This window comes from Kitasatospora sp. NPDC052868, assembly GCF_044547105.1.
GTDB lineage: Bacteria > Actinomycetota > Actinomycetes > Streptomycetales > Streptomycetaceae > Kitasatospora.
In genome coordinates, this window is sequence record NZ_JBITZW010000005.1 from 310,085 (window position 1) to 331,445 (window position 21,361).

20 protein-coding genes are annotated in these 21,361 nt (G+C 74.0%); 9 read left to right on the forward strand and 11 right to left on the reverse strand.

Annotated features, from left to right (window positions below; translation table 11 throughout):
- Positions 1-126: 126 nt before the first annotated feature.
- The 6 genes from ACIGZJ_RS12075 to ACIGZJ_RS12100 all read right to left on the reverse strand — a co-directional run bounded on the left by ACIGZJ_RS12075 (position 127) and on the right by ACIGZJ_RS12100 (position 10,260).
- On the reverse strand, positions 127-1,551 hold the full coding sequence (locus ACIGZJ_RS12075; protein WP_396457063.1) for a C40 family peptidase: 1,425 nt from the start codon (positions 1,549-1,551) through the stop codon (positions 127-129).
- 216 nt (positions 1,552-1,767) lie between these two features.
- A complete protein-coding gene (locus ACIGZJ_RS12080; RefSeq protein WP_396457064.1) occupies positions 1,768-2,859 on the reverse strand; it encodes a hypothetical protein in 1,092 nt (363 codons plus the stop codon).
- A 111-nt stretch (positions 2,860-2,970) separates the two neighbouring features.
- On the reverse strand, positions 2,971-4,836 hold the full coding sequence (locus tag ACIGZJ_RS12085) for a threonine/serine exporter ThrE family protein (protein WP_396457065.1): 1,866 nt from the start codon (positions 4,834-4,836) through the stop codon (positions 2,971-2,973).
- Positions 4,837-4,965: 129 nt separating this feature from the next.
- Entirely contained in the window at positions 4,966-5,616 is a 651-nt protein-coding gene (locus ACIGZJ_RS12090; RefSeq protein ID WP_396457066.1) for a DedA family protein, read from the reverse strand.
- 220 nt (positions 5,617-5,836) lie between these two features.
- Positions 5,837-8,194 (reverse strand): hypothetical protein, encoded by a 2,358-nt coding sequence (locus tag ACIGZJ_RS12095; RefSeq protein WP_396457067.1) that lies wholly within the window; start codon positions 8,192-8,194, stop codon positions 5,837-5,839.
- 113 nt (positions 8,195-8,307) lie between these two features.
- Positions 8,308-10,260: an ATP-binding protein gene (locus ACIGZJ_RS12100; RefSeq protein WP_396457068.1), complete on the reverse strand. Its 1,953-nt coding sequence runs from the start codon at positions 10,258-10,260 to the stop codon at positions 8,308-8,310.
- Between the two features lie 343 nt (positions 10,261-10,603).
- Here ACIGZJ_RS12100 and ACIGZJ_RS12105 point away from each other — a divergent pair, with 343 nt between their 5' ends.
- Positions 10,604-10,927 (forward strand): hypothetical protein, encoded by a 324-nt coding sequence (locus ACIGZJ_RS12105; protein WP_392937129.1) that lies wholly within the window; start codon positions 10,604-10,606, stop codon positions 10,925-10,927.
- A gap of 103 nt (positions 10,928-11,030) precedes the next feature.
- Here the strand turns inward: ACIGZJ_RS12105 and ACIGZJ_RS12110 are convergent, their stop codons facing one another.
- Positions 11,031-12,233, reverse strand: coding sequence for a TetR family transcriptional regulator (locus tag ACIGZJ_RS12110; protein ID WP_396457069.1), 1,203 nt, complete (start codon positions 12,231-12,233; stop codon positions 11,031-11,033).
- 212 nt (positions 12,234-12,445) lie between these two features.
- Here ACIGZJ_RS12110 and ACIGZJ_RS12115 point away from each other — a divergent pair, with 212 nt between their 5' ends.
- Entirely contained in the window at positions 12,446-13,603 is a 1,158-nt protein-coding gene (locus tag ACIGZJ_RS12115; protein WP_396457070.1) for an acyl-CoA dehydrogenase family protein, read from the forward strand.
- A 146-nt stretch (positions 13,604-13,749) separates the two neighbouring features.
- On the opposite strand, the gene ACIGZJ_RS12120 is transcribed toward ACIGZJ_RS12115, so the two are convergent.
- Positions 13,750-14,016 (reverse strand): hypothetical protein, encoded by a 267-nt coding sequence (locus tag ACIGZJ_RS12120; RefSeq protein WP_396457071.1) that lies wholly within the window; start codon positions 14,014-14,016, stop codon positions 13,750-13,752.
- A gap of 117 nt (positions 14,017-14,133) precedes the next feature.
- On the opposite strand from ACIGZJ_RS12120, the gene ACIGZJ_RS12125 reads away from it, so the two are divergent.
- Positions 14,134-14,451: a cupin gene (locus ACIGZJ_RS12125; RefSeq protein ID WP_396457072.1), complete on the forward strand. Its 318-nt coding sequence runs from the start codon at positions 14,134-14,136 to the stop codon at positions 14,449-14,451.
- Positions 14,452-14,481: 30 nt separating this feature from the next.
- Here ACIGZJ_RS12125 and ACIGZJ_RS12130 read toward each other — a convergent pair whose 3' ends face one another.
- Positions 14,482-15,069: a TetR/AcrR family transcriptional regulator gene (locus ACIGZJ_RS12130; protein WP_396457073.1), complete on the reverse strand. Its 588-nt coding sequence runs from the start codon at positions 15,067-15,069 to the stop codon at positions 14,482-14,484.
- A gap of 123 nt (positions 15,070-15,192) precedes the next feature.
- On the opposite strand from ACIGZJ_RS12130, the gene ACIGZJ_RS12135 reads away from it, so the two are divergent.
- Positions 15,193-16,782 carry an MFS transporter gene (locus ACIGZJ_RS12135; protein WP_396457074.1) on the forward strand — a complete coding sequence of 530 codons (1,590 nt, stop codon included), beginning with the start codon at positions 15,193-15,195 and terminating at the stop codon, positions 16,780-16,782.
- Positions 16,783-16,901: 119 nt separating this feature from the next.
- Positions 16,902-17,546 carry a class I SAM-dependent methyltransferase gene (locus ACIGZJ_RS12140; RefSeq protein WP_396457075.1) on the forward strand — a complete coding sequence of 215 codons (645 nt, stop codon included), beginning with the start codon at positions 16,902-16,904 and terminating at the stop codon, positions 17,544-17,546.
- Between the two features lie 204 nt (positions 17,547-17,750).
- On the opposite strand, the gene ACIGZJ_RS12145 is transcribed toward ACIGZJ_RS12140, so the two are convergent.
- Positions 17,751-18,608 carry a DUF3626 domain-containing protein gene (locus ACIGZJ_RS12145; protein WP_396457076.1) on the reverse strand — a complete coding sequence of 286 codons (858 nt, stop codon included), beginning with the start codon at positions 18,606-18,608 and terminating at the stop codon, positions 17,751-17,753.
- Between the two features lie 166 nt (positions 18,609-18,774).
- On the opposite strand from ACIGZJ_RS12145, the gene ACIGZJ_RS12150 reads away from it, so the two are divergent.
- The 3 genes from ACIGZJ_RS12150 (at position 18,775) to ACIGZJ_RS12160 (ending at position 20,327) form a co-directional block, all read left to right on the forward strand.
- Complete coding sequence (locus tag ACIGZJ_RS12150; protein WP_396457077.1) at positions 18,775-19,146, forward strand: YidH family protein; 372 nt, start codon at positions 18,775-18,777, stop codon at positions 19,144-19,146.
- A 175-nt stretch (positions 19,147-19,321) separates the two neighbouring features.
- A complete protein-coding gene (tatA, locus tag ACIGZJ_RS12155; protein ID WP_396457121.1) occupies positions 19,322-19,627 on the forward strand; it encodes a Sec-independent protein translocase subunit TatA in 306 nt (101 codons plus the stop codon).
- Between the two features lie 154 nt (positions 19,628-19,781).
- On the forward strand, positions 19,782-20,327 hold the full coding sequence (locus tag ACIGZJ_RS12160; protein ID WP_396457078.1) for a potassium channel family protein: 546 nt from the start codon (positions 19,782-19,784) through the stop codon (positions 20,325-20,327).
- 12 nt (positions 20,328-20,339) lie between these two features.
- On the opposite strand, the gene ACIGZJ_RS12165 is transcribed toward ACIGZJ_RS12160, so the two are convergent.
- A complete protein-coding gene (locus ACIGZJ_RS12165; RefSeq protein WP_396457079.1) occupies positions 20,340-20,717 on the reverse strand; it encodes a VOC family protein in 378 nt (125 codons plus the stop codon).
- Between the two features lie 213 nt (positions 20,718-20,930).
- Here ACIGZJ_RS12165 and ACIGZJ_RS12170 point away from each other — a divergent pair, with 213 nt between their 5' ends.
- Positions 20,931-21,350, forward strand: coding sequence for a nuclear transport factor 2 family protein (locus ACIGZJ_RS12170; protein WP_396457080.1), 420 nt, complete (start codon positions 20,931-20,933; stop codon positions 21,348-21,350).
- Positions 21,351-21,361: the final 11 nt, after the last annotated feature.

Consider the following 21,361-nt stretch of genomic DNA (forward strand, 5'->3'; position numbering starts at 1 on the left):
GACCGGGCCCCGGGGACGGCATCCCATTTATTCCGGCACCGCCGCCGGTCAGGACCACGGGCGCGCCCCGGGCTACAGGCGGGCCCCGGGCTACGGGCGGGCCCCGGGCTACGGGCGGGCCCCGGGCTACGGGCGGGCGTAGAAGTCCGGGGTGCCCATGATCCAGAGGCTGGCCTGCTTGACGGGCATACCGGGGCGGGGGGCCTCGATCATCTGGTCCTCGCCGATGTAGAGGCCGACGTGGTGGATGTCGGCGGCCCGGCCGGTGCCGGACCAGAAGACCAGGTCGCCGGGGCGGAGCTGGCGGTAGCCGATCGGGGTGCTCTGGGCGTACTGGTCGGCGGCGAAGTGGTTGAGCTGCCGGCCGGCCTGCCGCCAGGCCATCATGGTCAGCCCGGAGCAGTCGTAGCCGCCAGGGCCCTCGCCGCCCCAGACGTAGGGCAGGCTGATCCTGGAGCGGGCGAAGGCGACGGCCGCTGCGGCGCCCTCCGCCGACCACGGGCGGGCGGCGGGCGGCGGCTCAGCCGCGCCCTTGGCCGACTTCTCCGCGGCCACGGCGGCAGCGGCGGCACTCGCCGCGGCCTCCGCGGCAGCCTTCTCAGCGGCCTCCGCAGCGGCCTTCTCCGCAGCCTCCCGCTCGGCGGCGGCCTTCTCCGCGGCGGCCCGGGCGGCCTCCTCCGCCTCTCTGGCCGCGATCGCCTCCAAGGCGTCCTGGCGGCGGCGCTCCAACTCGACGGTGGTGTTGCGGGCCGCGGCGAGGTCGACGAGCAGTTGTTCGCGGCGCCGGCCGACGGTGACGACCTGGGTCTGCTGGGCGGCGAGCCGCTGCTCGGCGCGCTGCCTGGCGGCGCCGACCTCGGCGGCGGCCCGCGCGGCGGTCTCGGCGGCCTGCCGGGCGGCGGCGGAGGCCCGGGTGGCGGCGGCAGCCGTGGAGGTGGCCGCGTCCAGGATCTGGCGGGTCCGGTCGCTGGCGACGCCGACCACGGTGGCCTGGTCGCCGGCCTCGCGCGGACCGTGCGCGCCGAGCAGGGCGTTGATGGCGGAGAGTTCGGCGGTGGTGCCCTGACGGTACGTTTCGGCGGCCAGTTGGGCGGCTCCCTCGGCGGCCTCGGCCCGCTCGGTCTCGGCCGCGGCGGCGCGGGTGGCGGCGGCGGACTCCTCGCCGCGGGCCCGGTCGAGCGCGATCCGGGCGCCGTTGTACGCCTCGACGGCCTGCTCGGCGGCCCGGCCCTCCCGGTCGAGTTCCGCCCTGGCGGCGGCGAGCCCGGCCTCGATGGCGGTGACCGCGACGGCCCGCCGGTCGGCCTCGGTCCGGGAACGGTCGATGTCCTCGGTCGAGGGATAGGCCTCGTCCTCGGCGCCCGGTGCACCCGGAGCCGGGACGTCCGCCGGGGAGGCCGGAAGGACCGGGGACACCGGGGACACCGGGGCCACCGGCAGGACCAGGGACACCGGCAGGACCGGGGAGGCGGCGGCTGGGAGCAGCCCGGGCAGGGCGGTGAGGGACAAGGCGAGGGACAACAGGAGGGTCGGCAGGATCCTGCGCGCCACGGGACACCCTTCTCATGCGCCCGGCACCGTACCGCCGTGGGGGCGGCCAGGCCTGACGATCCGGTGGAAACATCGCATCACGTGACAATTCAGTCACTCGCCGCAATATTCTCAAGCCCGGCGCTTTTCACACACCAACCCCGCACGGCCGACCGAGTGATCCATCGGATGATCCGACTGCATCTCACTTCCGGTCAGGCCGCCAGGGTATACGAACTACCGGTGGATCCTGGGCGTATGCGGCCGCAACCGGGGGTGCCGGTCCGGCCGGCGCTCCAGGCCCGTCGGGCGCACCGCGTAGGTGCGGCTGCGGCCGGCCCGGACCGTCCGGCGGCGCTCCTGCGCCCCGTGCCGGCGGCCCGGCTCGTGCCCGGCGGGTGCGTAGCCGGACGGCGTCCGGGCGTACCCGCCGGCGGTCGGCGCGCCGCCGGGCGAGGCGGCCGCCGAGCGGCGGTCGGCGAGCCTGGCCGAGCGCCGGGCCAGCGCCCGGGCGGCGTGCGCGTCGAGGTGGGCGCTGGCCCGGGCGGCCATCCGCTCGGCGACCCGGTGGGCGGCGGGGTGGTTGGCCGAGACCTTGTCGGGGGCGCCGGCGATCAGGTCGAAAAGCCAGGTACGGGCGATGTCCGCACGCCGGTGCAGTCGGCGCTCGCGCCGGAGCGCCCGGGCCCGGCGGCGCGGGCGGGTCGCATACCGCCAGCGCGCCCAGGGGCTGTTCGGGCGGGCGAGCCGGATCGCGCCGATCCAGGAGATGCCGGGGACCATGATCCCGAGCAGTCCGGTCCACAGCTTGCCCTTGAGCAGGGTGACGACCATGGCCAGCGCGTTCGCCGAGATCACCGAGACCAGCCCCCACCTGGTGTCCTGGCTGGGCTCCGCGCCGAGCGGCACGTACCCGACGAGCAGCAGCGCGGTGAACAGGATGCCGAAGATCACCGCGTCCACCGACTTGCGGCCCTGCTCGCCCCAGTAGACGTCGTCCAGGTGCAGGATCAGCGCGAACTCGTCCAGCACCAGGCCGCAGCCGATGCCGAAGAGCAGCCCGAAGAGGTCGATCCACGGGTGCCCGCCGTAGGTCGCGAACACCCCGATGCCGCCCACCAGCAGGAAGCCCAGGCCGAACACCATGTGGTGGATGTGCAGCCCGCCGGGGGTGACGTTGCCGGGCCACCAGCGCACCTTGGCCCTGATCATCCGCACGCTGAACCGGATGAACACGAAGGAGGTGATGAAGCCGACCAGCAGCAGGAACAGCGGTTGTTTGTGCGAGGCGAGGATGTGCTCGCGGTAGCCGTCCAGCAGTGTGGTCATGGGTCTTACCTTCGTTCCTGGTACTGCGTGCTGCCTGCCGCGACATGGACCGGGGGACAACAGCCGCCCAACCACCGGTCCGCGTGGCTCCGTGCCTGTTCCAACGCCCGGTCAGAAGCCCCGGGTGCGCTTGGCCGCCCGTCTGGGGACGGCCGGGGCGAGCAGCGGCCGTTCGCCGCCGCCGCCGGGGAGCTTCATGAAGAGCCGGGCGACCTCGCCACCGAGGTTGACGCCGATCGCCAGCGCCATGGCGATCGCCGCCGCGCGGCTGATCTGGACCAGGCCGCCGCTGGCGTGGCCCTGGGCGAAGGAGAGCATCCCCAGGTAGAGCGCCGAACCCGGCATCAGCGGCCCGATCGCCGCCGTCACGTAGGGCAGCGCCGAGGCGTAGCGGTAACGGGCCATCAGCTGCCCGAAGAGGCCGACCAGGCCGGCCGCGACGCCGGTCGCCACGATCGGGGAGACGCCCGCGTTGTAGACCAGCACGCCGTAGCTGGACCAGCCGATGCCGCTGTTCAGGGTGACCATCGCGAGTGCGCGGCGGTCGGTCTGCAGCAGCATCGCGAAGGCGAGGGTCAGGACCAGCGCGGCGACCATCTGGACCGGCGGGTAGTTGACGCCGACCAGGCTCTCGTCCGGTCTGAGCCTGGCCTCGAAGCCGACGCCGAGGTAGAGGATCAGCATCACGCCGATCACGATGCCCGCGACCAGGTAGATCACTTCGAGCAGCCGGGCGGCGGCGGTGATGTAGAAGCCGGTCAGGCCGTCCTGGACGGCGGCCACCAGGGCGCGCCCGGGGAGCAGGGCGAACAGTCCGCCGGTGATCACGACGGAGCCGCGCAGCCCCCAGTCGTTGAAGGACAGGATGATGCCGGAGGCCGCCGCGGGCATCGCGGCGAGCACGAACTGGTAGAACTCCGGCAGTCCGCGGCGGGCGATCGACGAGGCCAGCCGGTCGCCCAGGACGGCGGCGGTGAAGGCGCTGGCGAAGACCAGCCAGGCCTTGTCGTCCATCCGCCCGCCGACCAGGAAGGTCGCCGCGCCGGCCAGCAGTCCGGTGTTCAGCGAGAGCACCCAGGCCGGGTAGGGGTGCCGGTTGCGGCGGATCGCGGCGAGGCGGCGGTACGCGTCGTTGACGGTGACCTGCTCCGCGGTGATGTCGGCGACCAGCTCGTAGACGGCGGTGAGGCGGGTGTAGTCCGAGGTGCGGCGGCGCACCACGCGGTCCGCGGTGATCGGCGGCTCGACCAGCGAGGGCTGGTGGGAGATGCCGATCAGGGTGAAGGTGACCTGCGGCTCGCAGCGGTCCAGCCGGTAGGCGTGCGCGATGCCGAGCATGGCCGCCTCGACGTCCTCGGCGGCCTCCCCGCTGGCGAGCAGCAGCTCGCCGATTCGCAGCGTCAGGTCGAGGATGCGCGGGACGTTGCGGGCGGCGGAGGCGGAGGGGTGCAGCTCGCGGGCGGTCCGCTCGAAGGCCGGGCGCTCGGACATCGGGGTGCGCAGCAGGGTGCGCATCCGGTCCGGCCAGGGTGCCTCGCCGGGGGCGCCGACCTGGAGGGTGGGGACGGCGATCCCGGTGGGCGGGGTGTAGCCGGCGGCGCGCCACTCCTCGGGGGTGAGGGTGTCCTCGGCGACCGAGCGCGGGCGGCGCGCGGGCGCCTCGGGGCCGGGCCCCGGCACATGCCCCGGCACGGAGTCGACGGGCGTGGGGGGCGCAGGGGGCGCGGTGGGCTCGACGGGTGAGGGGGGCTCGGGGGCCAGCAGGCCCTTGGTCGGCGGGACCGGCGGGACGAGCGGGATCACGGTGGCGGGCTCGGCGAACGGGGCCGAGTGCCCGAGCAGCCCCTCGGTGGGCGGCGCGGCGGAGGGGTGGACCGGCTGCGCCGGAGGTGTCTGCGGCCCGGTGCGGCGGGTCTGCCGGGCCGCTCTGCCGCCCCTGGCCCGCTTGCCCCCGCCCGGTCGGCCCCGCTTAGGCACTTCCGCTCCTCGCCGCCCCTTGGTGGCACCGGGCTTCCCGGGCCGCCGTTCGATCTCCGGTTACACCTTGCCTGATCGAACAGCCGGACGCACATGTACGCGGCGGCGGGCGGCCGCGCCCGTGGGTGCCTACCCGGCGCGGTGGCGCGCGGTGGAGGCGCCCGCCCGGCGGGCCCGGAGGAGTTCGACGGCCACCGGGATCACCGAGACCAGCACGATGCCGACCAGGATCGCCTCGATGTTGTCACGGACGAAGGGGATCTGGCCCAGGAAGTAGCCGAGCACTGTGACGCCGGCGCCCCAGAGCACCCCGCCGATGAGGTTGAAGAGGACGAAGGTCCGGTAGTTCATCCCGCTCACCCCTGCGACGATCGGTGTGAAGGTCCGCACGATCGGCACGAAGCGGGCCAGCACGATGGCCTTCGGACCGTGCCGGTCGAAGAAGGCGGCCGCCTTCTCCACGTTCTCCTGCTTGAACAGCCGGGAGTCGGGGCGGCGGAACAGGCCTGGTCCGACCTTGCGGCCGAAGAGGTAGCCGACCTGGTCCCCGGCCACGGCGGCGGCCACGATCAGTGCGCAGATCAGCCAGAGCGGCTGGTGGAGGTAGCTGCCGTCGGCCACCAGGAGACCGGTGGTGAAGAGCAGCGAGTCCCCCGGCAGGAAGAAGCCGATCAACAGGCCGGACTCGGCGAAGACGATGGCCAGGATGCCGAGCGGCCCGAAGGTGGAGATCAGGTGGGTCGGATCGAGCCAGGACGGGCCGAGGGCGAGGCTGGTCACGGGGTGGACGCTCCTGAGGGGGTCGACTCTTGGCAATGAAACAGTAAAGCATTCACCAAGAGGATCTAAAGCAGGAGGCTGGAGCGGCCCCGGCCCGGCGGAGGGAACCCGGACGGCGGCGGGGCGGCAGCGGCGCGGACCGGGGCGGGGCCGAGCGCACCACGGCCCCGGCGGGGGCCTGGGAGGCCGGCCCGCCGGGGCCGTGGACGGTACGGAGAGCTCAGAGGCCGTAGCGCTCGATGATCCCCTCGTGCCGGGCGGTGTCCGCGCCCGCGGCCCTGGCCAGGTCGAGCCAGGCGAGCGGGTGCGGCCAGGCCGCGGTGAGCCGGTGCAGCAGCGCGTCCGCCTCGGCGGCCTGCGCGGTGGGCGGCACGGCGAGGGCGGCGTAGATGCCGGGCAGCATGCCGTCCTCCTCCGCCGGGTCGGTGATGCTGTACTGCTCCCCGCTGTACGCCCACACCGCGTAGCCGGCCTGCTGCAGTTCCTCGCGCAGCTCGCCCCAGGCCTGGTCTCCCGGCCAGCCGCCGTCGATCCAGTAGGTGGTGCAGCCGGCCGGGTCGAGCAGGGTCAGCAGCCCGAACACCGGACGCCAGCGCCGCTTCTCCTCCTCCGGGGCGTCCTCGGGCGGCGGCTCCTCCAGCAGGGCCGGGCCGAAGACCACCACGTCGCCGTGGTTGAGCGTCAGGTCGTCGCCGAGCACCGGCAGGATCCGGGCGGTCGCCGGACCGGTCCGGACGGCCGGCAGGTCCGCGGTGGCGCCGTTGGTCCGGGTGGCCCGGACGGTGACCAGCTGCCACTCCTCGTCCACCGGGCCCTCGGGCTCGTCGAACTCGATGCCGATCAGCGCGCCGGTGGAGCGGACCACGGCCCAGTCCCGGTTGACGGTGGCCGCGGTGATCAGGTGCCAGAGGTCCGGCTCCCGGACGGTGCGGTGCCGCTCGTGCTCCGGGGTGCCCTCGGCGGGCAGCGCGTGCTCCAGGATCTCCTGGTACAGCCGCTGCACGGTCACGTGGTCGCCCAGCTCGGTCGCCGCGGTGGCGGCCAGCCGGCGGGTGTTGATCCGGTCCGGGTGCGCGGCCAGGATCGCCTCGCACTGCTCCACCGCCTCGGCCCAGCGGCCCTCGGCGGCGGCCCAGCGCGCCCGCACCCAGTGCCCGTCCGCCGGGCTGGTCAGGGCGAGCCGGTCGGCGAGGCGGCGGACGCCCTCGTCGTCCTTCGCCTCGATCAGCATCGCGCCGAGCATGCCGGTCAGCTCCTCGCTCGCCGGATCGGTGTCGAGCCGCTCCCAGAGCAGGTCGGCGGCGGCCCGGGCGTGGCCGAGGCCGCCCAGCACCGCGGCCAGGCTGAGCGCCAGCCCGGTGGCGCCGGCGGGCTCGCCCCGGTACTGCTCCAGGGCGGCGGAGAGCAGGTCGGCGGCGCTCTCGTAGGGCGCGTCCGTCTCGGCGAGGTGGGCCGCCAGCTCGGCGGGTGGCACCGGCAGCGCGGGCACCGCGAGCGCCTCGGCGGCCTTCCGCAGCTCGGCGACCTGCTCGGCGACGCCCTCGGTGCGCCGCAGCCGGCCGAGCTTGCGCTCGCCGGTGGCGGCCAGGGTGAGCGCGACCGTCCGGGCGCCGCGGGCCAGCGCCAGCCGCCCGGCGGCCAGCAGCAGGTCGACGCAGGGGCGGTGCGAGCCGGTGGCGTCGAGGTAGCCGACCCAGCCGGCCAGGGCCGCCCCGAGCTCGGCGTCGTTCTCCCAGGCGCCCGCGGCGACCAGCAGCTCGACCGTCTTCGTCCACCCCGCCCGCAGGTCCGCGTGGCGCTCGGCCTGCTCCAGCGGGGGCAGCAGGGCGAGGGCCTCCTCGGTGCGGCCCAGCGAGGCGAGCGCGCGGGCCCGCAGCAGGGCGCCCCAGCGCCGGTCGCTCTCGTCGATCTCGCGGCCCCGGACGCGCTCGGCCTGCTCGGCGGTGTCGAGCAGGGCCAGCACCTCCTCGTGCCGGTCGAGCAGGTGGAGGGTGCCGGCCCGGGCGTGGTGGAAGTGCAGCGAGAGCCGCTCGCCGGCCGCCTGGATCCGGGCGGCGGCGGTGTCGAGGTGGCTGAGCGCCTCGGCCGGGCGGCCGTCGTCCTCCAGGGCGTCGGAGTACTCCCGGGAGAGGCAGTCGAAGCAGGCCCGGGCGGGCTCGATCCGGTCCAGCGTCTCGCTGAGCACGGCGATCCGCTCGGCCACGTAGCCGGGGCCGTCGACCCGGGCGTGGCAGATCGCGAAGTCCTGCACCACGCAGACGGACTGCGGGCAGCCCGCGGTCTCCTCGCGGTGCGCGAACTCCAGCAGGTCGACCGCCTCGGGCAGGGCCTGCTCGCCCTGGTGGCGCTTGTTCAGCAGGTTCTGCATCCGCCAGTGCCGCAGGTAGACCTCGACCCAGGGCAGGCCGAGCGCCCGGGCGGCGGCGACGGCCTCCGGGAAGACGGCGTCGAGCTGGTCGTTGCGCCCCTCGTTGGCGTGGCCGGGGAGTTCGTAGATGGCGTCGGCCAGCCGCCGGTGGCCGGCCTCGGCCAGCTGCTGGTGGGTGTCGTGCACCCAGGCCCAGATGTCGGTGCTCATACCGGTTCCGTCTCCCCCTGCGGGTTGTGCGTCGTGCTGATGGACAGTGTGATGACGGCCTCTGACGGTCCGCCTGGCGACCCGGCCGGCGACCCGGCCTGCGGGGGCACGGTTCAGAACCCCCCGGTGCGCCCGTCGGAGCGATCCTCGGGACCACCGGGACCACCGGGACCGCCCAGGCCGTCCGGGCTGTCCGGGACGCCGGGCAGGCCCTCGGGGACGGCCGCGGTCAGCGCCGAGACCGCCGTGCCGATGCCGGCCAGGGCCGCCGTGAGGTCTCCGCCGGCCGAACCGGCCGAGGCCGCCGCCATGATCACCTTGAGCGAGCGGAGCAGCCCGGCGGCGGTGGCGCTGCCGGTGTGCCCGGCGCGGTAGGCGGTCAGCAGGTCCTGGACGGCGGGGCAGGCGAGGTTGAGGTACAGCCGGGCCTTCACCTCGCCGTCGGTGCGGGCGGTGAACGCCCGGGCCAGGCGCAGCGCGGCGGACGGGATCCGGGCGTCCGCCTGGTCGTCCTCGATCCGGGCCTTGAGCTCGGCCTCGCGGTCCGGCACCAGCACCAGTGGCAGGCCGGGCGGGTCGAACCGGGCCGGGACGAGCTGCTCGCCCGGTTCGGCGAGGGCGCCGGCCAGCCACCCGGCCTCCTCCGCGGGCAGCGGGCGCTCCGGGTCGCGGAACAGCTCGCGGTTGCCGCTCTCACTGCCGAGTTCGACGATCCGGCAGTCGCGCAGGCCGGCGTAGCGGCGCAGGAACGGGAGGACTGCGTAGCGGTCGCCGCGGGCGATCGGCACCTGCATGGCCCGGTAGAGCATCTCCTCGAAGCCGCCGCCGCTGCCGAGCGCGACGTGCACCGCTCCCCCGCCGGCCGCCCGCAGCGCGCCGGCGGTCAGGTCGCCCTGGGAGGTGGGGACGGGGACGTCGTCGGCGAGCAGGGTGAAGAGCCGGTCGTCGCAGAGCGCGGCGCCGAGCAGGTCCTGGCCGTGCCGGGCGAGGATGCGGCGCCAGGCGGCGGGGTGCAGCCGGGCGGTCTCGTAGAGGCCCTCGACGATGGCGTCGGTGAGGGTCTGCTGGAGGGCCCGGTAGTGCTCGTCGCGCTGGAGGTCCTCGCGGCTGGCGGTGGGGGTGAGCCGGCTGGACTCGACCACGCCGCCGATGAACCCGGCCCAGCTGGGCAGCAGGTCGCGGCCGTCCTCGGAGAGCAGCATGCCGCGCAGGTAGACGGCGAGGTCGCGGTTGTCGCTGCTGCCGTAGGTGCCGCCGTCCTGGACCCAGAGCAGGCCGATCGCGTCGGTGCCGCCCTCGACCGGCTCGACCGGGAAGGCGGTGAGCGGTTCGAAGCGCCGGCCGAAGGCGGAGGCGAACCGCATCCGGGCGGCGTGCAGGTCCCCCGCGGTCTGCTGGCGCCAGGGCACCGGGACGGCGTTGACGGGCTGGTCGTCGTCGCCGACGTAGACCGGGATCGGAAGCAGCACGCAGTACCGGCCGAGCACCTCGCGCAGCGCGTGCTCGTCGGCGAGGTGGGCGTGTTCGGCCTTCAGCGACAGCTCGACCACGGTGCCGGGGACGGGCCGGGCGGGCACCGGTTCGACGCTGTACTGCTCGCCGCCGCGGCTGCGGTAGCGGTGGCCGAGGGCCGGCTCGCGGTGCGAGGTGGTGGTGACGACGACCTCATCGGCGACCGAGAAGGCGGAGAGGAAGCCGAGCCCGAAGGCGCCGATCAGCTCCTGGTTGCCGGTGAGTTCGCGCAGCATCCGGGTGTAGCCGGTGCCGACGGTGGCCAGGTAGGAGTGGATCTCCGGCTCGGTCAGACCGGCGCCGGTGTCCTCGATGGCGACGGTGCGCCGGCCGGCGTCGCCGCGGACCCGGATCAGCGGCCGGTGGTCGCCGTCCGGATCCTCCAGCAGCCGCCGGGTGTGCGAGTCGTGGGCGTTCTGGACGAGTTCGCGCAGGGCGACCAGCGGGGTGGAGTAGAGGTGGGTGGCGAGGACGTTCACCAGTCCGCCGAGATCGACCTCGGTCGTACGCAGATCCTCGGCGGGCACGGGGTCGAGCGGGAGGCCTTCAGACATGGGTCCCCAGTGTGCCAGTGCGACTATCCGGCGACCATTTCTTTCTGACCACAGAGGACCGGTCAACACCGCGTTGACAGCGGGGCCTTGTCGAGGGGTCCGCTCGGCGGACCGAACAGGCCGCCATACGAGGGAACTTGGGCACTATGCCGAAACCCGATCCGGGGTGCGACCGTTCTCCGGAAATGCCTTCTTGATGACACCATCGGGCGAATTGCCACCCATTCGGTGGAGTTCGCCCACGGTGCTGGTGAATGCTGGGCGTGCGACGTCAGGCAACGGCGCTTCGGGGCGGCCACTCCGGAGGCGCCACTTTTCGCACTTCACCACCAGGGAGACCAGCGTGTCCCGTATTCGCGCAGCCGCCGCCGTCACCGCCCTCGGGGCGTTCCTCCTCGTCGGCGTCGGTGCCGCCACCGCGCACGCCGACAACGGCGCCGGCGCCGACCACCACTCCAACAGCAGCGTGGTGAGCAACACCGGCTCCAACAACATCATCGGCAACGTCACCGGCAACGTGGTCAACACCCAGCAGACCGCGACCGGCTCCGGCGCCTCCAACCAGAACAACGGCGTGGCCGTCGCCGGGAACTCCGGCAACGTCGGGGCCCTGCAGGGCAACGGCAACCTCGCGGCCAAGGTGTACTACCCGCACGTCCTCTACTAGGCCTCGCCTGACGCGGTCCAGGCCGCGCCCGCGCTCCCCACGGCGCGACCGTTCCAGGGCCGGGTGCCCGCCCCACCAGCGCGGGGCGGGCACCCGGCCGCGGCTATCCGTCCAGTCCCAGGACGGCCCGGCCCAGGCGCTGCAGGCAGTCGCCGAGGTCCGGCCGCTCACTGCCGGGCCGGTTCCGCACCCCGTCGTTGACCAGGGCGAACAGCGCGTGCACCCGGATCCGGGCCTCCACGCCGTCGTACTCCGGGCGGACGGCACAGAGCAGCCCGACCCAGGTCCGCAGGAAGTCCCGGCGGAAGTCGACCGCGGCCCGGCGGTCCGGCGGGGCCAGCCGCTCGGTCTCGCTGAGCATCGCGCCCAGGTAGTCGCTGTTTCGCCGGGCGAAGCCGACGTACGCGGCCAGGCCCGCCGCCAGCGCCCGCTGCGGCCCGTCCGCGGTGGTGATGGCGCCCCCGACCTCGTGCCAGAGCCGCTCCCGGCTGCGGACCAGCGAGGCGGCCAGCAGTTGCGCCTTGCTGTCGAAGTGCCGGTACACACTGGGCCCGGAGATGCCGACCGCGGCGCCGAGCCGGTCGGTGCTGACGTTGTCGAAGCCGCGCTCGTGGAACAGCCGGACGGCCGCCGCCAGCAGTTCCTCCCGGCGCGGCTGCGGCCTCGGCTCCACCGCGGGCGGCGCAACCGGACCAGAACCGGGGTCGGGATCGGCCACGGGATCGGGCACGGCGGGGTCGGGCACGGCGGTGTCGAGCGGCACCGCGAACACCGCCCCCACCAGCTCGCGCAGCAGGCGCTCGGCCCGGCGCGGCGGCGGCGGCGCCGACTGGTAGGACAGCCCCGAACAGACCGAGAGCGCCGACCAGCCCAGCAGTTCGGCGTCCGCGGCGGCCAGCGCGGGCCGCTCGGCGCGCAGCAGGGCGGCCAGCAGCGCGACGTCCGCCCGCAGTTCACGGCGCAGCGCGGCCCGTCGGGCGGGCGGCAGCAGCCGGGCGTCCCGCTGCACCAGGGTCCCGAGCGGCCGGTGCCCGACCGCGACGGCGGCCAGCGCCGCGCAGGCCCCGGCGGTGTCCCCGGCCGCGCGCAGCCCCTCCCCTAGCGCGTCCAGCCCCACCCGGACGGCGCGGTCGAGCAGTTCGGGCTTGCCCCGGAAGTGCCGGTAGAGGGCCGGCGCGGTGATGCCGACCCCGGCGGCGACCTCGGTCATGGAGACCTGGTGGTAGCCGCTGCGGTGGAACCGGTCGGCGGCGACGGCGAGGATCTGCGCCCGCCGGGAGGATGCGGGCGGTCGCCGGACCACCATGACGCTCCTCCTCCACCCTGTCGAGCACTACCGCCCGTAGGCTAGCAAGCATTCACTTGAGGGGCCCGGGGGCTCGGCCGGGCAACGGCCGCAGCTGCTTGGAGACCCGGGCACGGCAACCGTCGAAACCCGGGTGGCGACCCTGGACAGGCGAAGCTACCGGAGATTAACTTGTGGGGCGATCACCTGGCACCACCGAAGGGAGCGCCGTCGTGCGCCGCACCGTGTTCACCGAGGACCACGAGGCCTTCCGGGAGACCATCCGGGACTTCGTCGCACGCGAGGTCGTCCCCGTCTACGAGAGCTGGGAGGCCGAGGGCCACCCGCCGCGCGACTTCTACCGCAAGCTCGGCGACCTGGGCGTCTACGGCATCGAGGTGCCGGAGGAGTACGGCGGCGCGGGTGAGAGCGGCTTCAAGTACCAGGCGGTCATCGCCGAGGAGGTCGCCCGGGCGGGCGTCAGCTTCGGATCCTCCGGCGTCCACACCGGCCTGGTGCTGCCGTACCTGCTGGAGTACGCCGACGAGGAGCAGAAGCGGCGCTGGCTGCCGGGCTTCGTCTCCGGCGACATCATGACCGCCATCGCGATGACCGAGCCGGGCGCCGGCTCCGACCTGGCCGGCATCACCACCACCGCCCGGCTCTCCGAGGACGGGACCCACTACGTCCTCAACGGCGCGAAGACCTTCATCACCGGCGGCGTGCTGGCCGACCTCGTCCTGGTGGTCTGCCGCACCGCGCCGTACGACCCGGAGAACCGCCGGGCGGGCCTGTCCATCCTCTGCGTGGACACCGCGTCCGAGGGCTACACGGTCGGCCGCAAGCTGCAGAAGATCGGCCTGCGCACCTCGGACACCGCGGAGCTGGCCTTCAGCGACGTCAAGGTGCCGGTGGAGAACCTGCTCGGCGAGGAGGGCAGGGCCTTCTCGTACCTGACCCACAACCTGGTGCAGGAGCGGCTGGCGATCGCGGTCGGCGCCTACGCGGCCTCCGCGGCGGCGGTGCGGTTCGCCGTCCAGTACGTCAAGGACCGCAAGGTCTTCGGCAAGGCGGTGGCGGAGTTCCAGAACACCAAGTTCACGCTGGCCGACTGCGAGGCCCAGGTGATGGCCCAGCAGTCGATGGTGGACCGCGCGCTGGAGCTGTACCAGCACGGCGAGCTGACGGTCGCGGACGCGGCGGCGGCGAAGCTGTTCTGCACCGAGTCGGCCTCAACGCTGATCGACAAGTGCCTTCAGCTGCACGGCGGTTACGGGTACATCCTGGAATACCCGATCGCCCGGCTCTACACCGACAACCGGGTGTTCCGGATCTACGGCGGGACGAGCGAGGTCATGCGCAGCATCATCGCCAAGTCGCTCGGGCTCTAGGCCCTGGGCTAGCCCGACCGGGTGACAGCCGGGCCCGGGATGCCGACATCGCGGCGGGCCGCACCCCCACGGCGGCCCGCCGCGACGGACACGCCTCCGGGCCCGGAGGCGTGTCCGACCAGGCCCGGACAGGACCCGGACAGGGCCTAGTTGGCCGAGCTGCGCTCGGCGCGCCAGGCGTCCCAGCCCGCCGACGAGGCCACCTTCGCCTCGCGCAGCGCGCGCTGGGCCATCGCGGAGGGCGGGGTGTCCAGCTGCTGCACCCAGCCGCGGCCGGCCGAGGCCAGTGCCGCGCACACCATGGCCGCGCCGGCCAGTCCGAGCACCGCACCCACTCCGGTGAGCACCGCGCCGCCGGCCAGCAGCGGGCGGTTGACCTGAAACCCACTGAGAACACTGTTGTTGGTCGCCATGCCTCCACCATGGGGGCACTCGGCGACCGCCGCACGCCGAGTACCTCCAGGTGCGGGACACCCGCCCGTCCGCGACGCTGGGCCGGGGAAGAATCCCCCGCCCCGGGAGGACGCGCGATGGTCGATCTCGAACAGCTCGCCGACGAACACGCCGCCAAGGCCGCCGCCAGCCCGCACGGACGCAGCGCCCACCTGGTGCTCCACGACGGCGTGCTGCGGCAGACGGTGATCGCACTGACCGCCGGCACCGCGCTGGACGAGCACAGCGCGCCGAGCGCCGCCAGCATCCTGGTGCTGCGAGGCCGGGTCTCGCTGACCATCGCCGGTCGGCTGCAGGAGCTGTCGGCGGGAGGGCTGGAGCCGGTCCCGCAGGAGCGGCACGGGCTGCTGGCCCACGTCGACTCGGTCGTGCTGCTGACCGCCGTGACCGTCTGACCCCCGGGGCCGGCCCACGACGGGAAGCAGCTAGGAGGCCGGGTTCAGCACGCTTGCGCCGACCAGGCGCAGTCCGCGCAGGAAGTCCCGCCCGGTCGGCGCCTGCTCGGGCGCCGCCATCCACTGGGCCGCCATCCCGGCCACCAGCGCCTGGTAGAACATGCCGCGGGCGACCTCCTCCTCGGTGTCCGGCACCTCGGGGAGCCCCTGGAACAGCGCGGCCAGTCCGAGCCGCGCCATCCGCTGCGACTCGCTGAACGCCTTCTCCAGCTCGGGCGCGTGCGCGATCTGCGCGATCGCCTCGAACTGGGCCGCCCAGAGCCCCCGGTGCTCGACGAAGGTGCCCTTCACCCCGTCCCAGACGGCGACGAAGCGCTCCTCCGGGTCACCCGAGGCCGAGGCCGCATCCGCCACCACCGCGGCCAGCGTCTCGCCCCACTCCCCCGTGGCTTCGATCAGCGCCGCGTTGAGCAGCGCCTCCTTGGAGCCGAAGTGGTAGCCGATGGCCGCCAGGCTGACGCCGGAGGCGGCGGCGATGTCGCGGGCGGTGGTGCGCCCGTATCCCTTTTCGTAGAGGCAGCGCTTGGCGCCGGCCATCAGGTCTTCGCGGTTTCCCATGGCTCCGATGCTACGGAAGATCTGGACGAATGTCTTGCACGCACGTCTAGGACTTTCGTCTCGCACGGATGATTTAGACGCTCGTACTAGACAAACGTCTGACACGTCCGTACCGTCTTCCTCATGACCGCAACCACCGGCCGCGCAGGCCGTCGCGAATGGATCGGCCTGGCCGTCCTCCTCCTCCCGACCCTCGTCCTGACCATGGACATGGGCGTGCTCTTCTTCGCCGTCCCGTTCATCTCCACCACGCTGGCGCCGAGCGGCACCGAGCAGCTGTGGATCATGGACATGTACTCGTTCCTGCTCGCCGGGCTGCTGATCACGATGGGCTCGCTGGGCGACCGGATCGGCCGCCGCCGGCTGCTGATGATCGGCGCCGCCGGGTTCATCGGCGCCTCGCTGCTCGCCGCCGGCGCGGACAGCGCCGGCGAGCTGATCGCCGCCCGCGCCCTGCTCGGCACCGCCGGGGCCACCGTGATGCCCTCGACCCTCGCGCTGATCCGCAACATGTTCCACGACCCCAAGCAGCGCCAGGTCGCGCTCGGCGCCTGGGGCGGCATCCTCACCGCCGGCGCCACCCTCGGCCCGGTGGCCGGCGGCCTGCTGTTGGACCACTTCTGGTGGGGCTCGGTCTTCCTGATCGCCGTGCCGGTGATGGCGCTGGTCCTGCTCGCCGCCCCCGTGCTGCTGCCCGAGTACCGCTCGCCGCAGGCCGGCCGCTTCGACCTGGCCGGCGCGGTGCTGTCGCTGGCCGCGATCCTGCCGCTCGTCTACGGCATCAAGACCCTGTCGGTGGACGGCTGGAGCCTGCTGCCCGCCCTGGCCGTCCCGGCAGGGCTGCTGTTCGCCGCCGCCTTCGTGTGGCGCCAGCGCACCGCCGCCGCCCCGCTGCTCGACCTCGGCCTGTTCCGGATCCGCACCTTCAGCGGCGCGATCACCGTCAACACCATCGCCATGTTCGCGATGATGGGCTTCACCCTCTTCACCTCGCAGTACCTGCAGCTGGTCAAGGGCATGAGCCCGCTGGAGGCCTCGCTCTGGGCGCTGGTCCCGAGCGTCGGCGTCGGTGCGGCGGTCGGCCTGAGCGCCGCCCTCACCGGGAAGGTCCGCCCCGCGGTCCTGATGTCCGGCGGCTTCCTGATCGGCGCCGGCGGCTTCGTGATGATGACCACGGTCGGCGCGCACTCCCCGCTCGCCCTCATCCTCACGGCGGCGGGCGTCCTGGCCGCCGGCACCGTCGGCACCATGACCCTCACCGCCGAGATGGTGGTCTCCGCCGCCCCGATCGAGCGGGCCGGCGCCGCCTCCGCCACCTCCGAGACCGCCGTCGAGCTCGGCAGCTCCCTCGGCATCGCCCTGCTCGGCGCCGCCGGCGCCGCCGTCTACCGCTCGCAGCTGGACGGCGCCCTGCCCGCCGGGGTGGACGGCGAGGCCGCCCGGGCCGCGCAGGACACCCTCGGTGGAGCCGTCACCGTCGCCGCCCACCTGCCCGACCGGATCGGCGCCGAACTGCTGGAGACCGCCCGCGCCGCCTTCACCGACGGCCTGCACGTCGCCGCCGTCGTCGGCCTGGTCTTCGCCCTCGGCGCCGCGGCCCTCGCCTACCACCTGATGAAGCACCTCCCCGCCCAGGCTCCGGCCGTCCCCGCCGACGCCGACACCGACGCCGGGTCCGCGGCCGACACCGAAGCCGCGCCGGCCGCGATCTGACGCACCGCCACCCGATCCACTCACGCGAGTCATCGAGAGCCCCCGCCCACCCGGGCGGGGGCTCTCGCGCTGCCCGCCCCGCCCGGGCGCCCGGACAACGGCCGTGCCAGGCTGGGGCCATGTCGACAACGGATGGTCACGGGCGGGTCCAGGCGAGCTACGACACCGTCGCGGAGGAGTACCGGCAGCGGATCGGGGACGAGCTGGCGGACAAGCCGCTGGACCGGGCACTGCTGGGGATGCTGGCCGAGGAGGCCGTCAGGAGCGGCGCCCCGGTCGCGGACCTCGGCTGCGGGCCGGGGCACGTGGCGGGGTGGCTGGCGGAGCGCGGGGCGCAGGTGGTGGGCATCGACCTGTCCCCGGCGATGGTGGAGATCGCCCGGCGGGAGCACCCCGGGGTGGAGTTCCGACAGGGGGACCTGCTGGAACTCCCGGCGGCGGACGGCGAGTTCGGTGCGGCGGTCGCGCTCTACTCGGTGATCCACCTCGAACCCGCCGAACTCGGGCCCGCCTTCGCGCAGATGCGGCGGGTCCTGCGGCCCGGCGGCTGCCTGCTGCTCGCGTTCCACCTCGGCACGGAGGTGCGGCACCTCGACGAGTGGTGGGGGCACGAGGTCGAGGTGGACTTCCGCTTCCTGGAGCTGGAGGCCGTCGCCGGGCAGCTGACGGACGCCGGGTTCACCGTGCAGGCCCGGCTGGAGCGCGCCAACCACCCGCACGAGGCCGAGACCCTCCGCGGCTACCTGCTCGCCCGCCGCGACTAGGGCCTCTCTTATGGATCATGCCGGGCGCACGACGCCGGAGCACGCACCTCGCTGCGTTGTCGTCGGTTGCCGATGCTCCGCATGGACGCCCTCCTCCGCCTTGCGATGCACGCACTCCAACGCCGCGCGCTGATCCGACCTGATCCATAAGAGAGGCCCTAGGCCCTGTCCGGCTGTGTCTGCCCAGGCCCGGCCGAAGCAGGACTACCGGCCGGTCGGCAGCGGGGAGCCGAAGCGGGCCAGGTGGTGCCAGACCTTCTTGAGGTCCTGCGGATCGTGCCGGCCCGCGCGGACGGCGTCGCCGATGATGCGCGGGTCCAGCAGCCCGTCCTCGGCTATCGCCAGGCCGAGGGCGACGTACTCCGGTCCCCGGAACTCCGGGTGGCGGCGGAGCACGTCGGTGTGCAGGCGCAGGCCCGGGTGCCACTCGACGGGGCAGGGCAGCCGGCGGGCCTCGGCCTCGACGGGGGTCCCGCGGTAGCAGGGGTCGAGCACGAGGGCCTCGACGTCCCGGTCGAGGCGGACCGGGCCGTGCACCTGGGCCTCGATGTAGACGTCCAGGTCGTCCTCGCGGTCGATGTCGGCCTCGGCGAGGCCGATCAGGTCCATCCGGTCGGCGACGCCGAAGTCCGAGGGTTCGAGGAAGCTGTCGGGGTAGCAGAAGGTGGCCCGGGCGAGGGCCGGTCCGGTCAGCCTGAAGTGGGCGGAGCCGAAGCGCGGGGCGGCCCCCAGCGGCCGGCGGCGGAAGTCCAGCGCGCCGTAGACCGGGCGCTCCGGCGCCGGCGCCCCGTCGTACGCGCCGCCGAAGATCCGGCTCTCCCAGTTCCAGCGGTCCCCGCCCGGGTGGGCGGTCAGGCCGCCGTTGCCGGTACCGGTGACGAACTGGGAGCGGTAGACACCGTCCTGTGCCAGCCCCGCCAGGATCGAGCGGCCGCCGGCCTCGCGGTCGGGGTGGAAGTTGAGCGTGATGCGCAGCCCCGGATCGACGGGCGTGCCGGTGGACCGCGCCGTGACGTGGTGCAGGGCCTGCCGCTGGGACGGCTGGAGGCGGTCGGGCTTCATCGGCGCAGTGTGCCCCAGGACGGGCGGCGCCCGCACCCGGTTTCGCGGCGGGGCCGCACGGACCGGCTCCGCGGCGGTGCCGAGCTGCGGGGCGGTGCCGAGCTGCGGGGTGGCGCCGGGGAGCCTAGGGTCGGTACGGAAAAGCCCGAGGTGGAGGACGGTGGGGATGCCGGAGCCCGACCAGCAGGAGGGCGGCGAAACGGGCGGCGAGGAGCCGGACTACCGCTTCTCGCTCGCCAACGAGCGGACCTTCCTGGCCTGGATCCGGACGGCGCTCGGCCTGCTCGCGGGCGGGATCGCAGTGGACCAGCTCACACCCGACATCGCTCCGGCGCCGCTGCGGATCGCACTGGCCGTGGTCTGCGCGCTCGGCGGGGCGGTTCTCGGCGCCGCCGCGTACCGGCGGTGGACCAGGATCGAGGCGGCGATGCGGGCGGGTGCACCATTGCCGCACTCCCCGTACATGCTGGCGCTGGCGGTGGGGGTGACCCTGGTGGCCGCGGTCTTCTGCGGGCTGCTCATCGGATATACGAACTGACGACCCCCCGGCATAAATGGTCTAGACCACTACTCAGGGCTCGCTTGAGCAACACCTGCTTTTTGACCAGCGTTTCCCGGCCGGTGTATACGTTCGCCGCCGGGGCCAGGCATACTGGCCAGGTCGGGCGCTTTGCCCTCCCGTGACTCTAGACAAGAAGGGACCGGTGGCCAGGATGCTGCGGAACGGTCTTGAGCCCTGGCACCTCTTGGTGGTGCTGGCGGTCGTTATCCTGCTGTTCGGATCGAAGAAGCTGCCGGAGATGGCCCGCGGCCTCGGCAAGTCGATGCGCATCCTCAAGGCGGAGACCAAGGCTCTGCGCGAGGACGACGCACCGGCCGCCGACGCTGCCGCCGCCCCGGGGACGGCGCAGAGCACCGCCGCCCCGCAGCAGCCGGCCGACGCGCAGGCCCGCCCGGCCGCCGTCGCCCCGACCAACATCACCAAGGCCACCGAGACCCCCCGCTCCACCACGGCCTGATCCTCCGACAGAGCCCCCGCCGGCGACGGCGGGGGCTCTGTCGCGTCCCGGGCCCGTTCCCGCCTGGCTTTGCCCGGCCCGGCCCGATCCGCGGGACGCCCGGACGGAGCACTCCGGCAGGCGGATCCCGGCCCGCTCCCACAGGCTGGGCGGGATGTCCGAGAACCAGCTGCCACCGCCCACCCGGGACCGCATCGACGTGCGGGCCTGGTGCCTGCTGCTGGGCTCCTTCGTCCTGCTGATGATCGGGTACTTCACCCTGCCGCTACGCACCCTCGGCGCCCACCGCCCGGTGTTCAGCTGGCTGGTGTTCGCCGCCGTGCTCACCGGCCTGACCGGCCTGCTGCTGGCCCGGATCCTCGACATCCTGCGGGGGACCGGCCGCCGGCCCGGCGTCTGGCTGGTCTTCCTGATCTGCCTGTCGCTGACGGTCTTCGCCGGCACCTACTTCGTCCTCGCCGCCAAACCCGGCGAGTTCATCGGGCTGAGCACCCGGCTCGACGCGCTCTACTTCACGATCGTCACCATGGCCACCGTCGGGTACGGCGACATCACCGCCTCCGGACAGGGGCCGCGGCTGGTGGTGATCCTGCAGATCGTCTACAACTTCGTCTTCCTGGCCACCGCGGCGGGGACCCTGGCCCAGGCGATCCGCAGCGGGGTGGAGAGCCGGGTGCGGCGACGCCCCGACAGCGGGTAGGTCCTGTGCGGCCTAGCCGCTCAGGCCGCGGCTGGTGTCGATGACGCAGAAGCGGTTGCCGTCCGGGTCGGCGAGCACGACGAAGTCCGGATCCTCCGGGTAGCGGTCCCAGTCGACGTGCCGGGCGCCGAGTGCGACCAGCCGCTCCACCTCGGCCGCCTGGTCGGCGGCGTCCGCCGCGTACAGGTCGAGGTGGACCCGCGGGTGCTCCTGGACGGGTGACTCGCTGCGGCCGAGCGCCAGCTGGACGCCGGGGCCCTCGGCGGGCGCCAGGACCACCCAGCGGTCCTCGACCGCCTCGCGCGGCACGTACCCCAGCGCCTGCGTCCAGAACGCGGCCGCGTGGCGGACGTCCGCGACGCCCAGGACGACGGACCCGATGCTCAGCATGTGCTCCACCCTTCACGCGTGCGCCCGCCCCGTCTGACCCCGGGCAGCCGGGCGGCGGGCGTGCGCGGCCCATCACCCCCAGCCCGGGGCACGCCCCGTTCATTCCCGCCGGGCGGCTCGGCGACGGCGGGCTGACAGCGGGCTGTGGGCGTGCTGCCGGTGCCGGGTGGGACCTTGGGGACCGGATCACCGACAGCAGGGGGAGGACCGACCATGGACCAGCAGCTCGTGGAGCGGATGCGGGAGTACCTGGACGCCGGACTCGCGATGGACGTCGAGGCGCTCGACGCCCTCTACGACGAGGAGTTCGAGAACCTCAGGGTCGACGGGGCCGGGCGGAGCGTGACGCTGACCAAGGCCCGGTTCATGGCGCGGTTCCGGGCCATGAAGGAGCAGGGGGTGACGGTCGGCGAGTCGATCGACGACGTCACCTTCGTGGCCACCACGGCGTACGGCGGTGTCGGATCGATCATCATGCGGCGGGAGGAGGGGGGCGTTCCGGCGCTCTACAACTTCGTCTGGCGGCAGGAGGACGGCCGCTGGACCACGCTCCTGCGGGAGTTCACCGTCGACCGGGACCTCAGCGGCCTGCTCGCGATGGTGCGGTCCGCCCAGGCGGCGGGCGCAGCCTGAGCGGCCCGGAC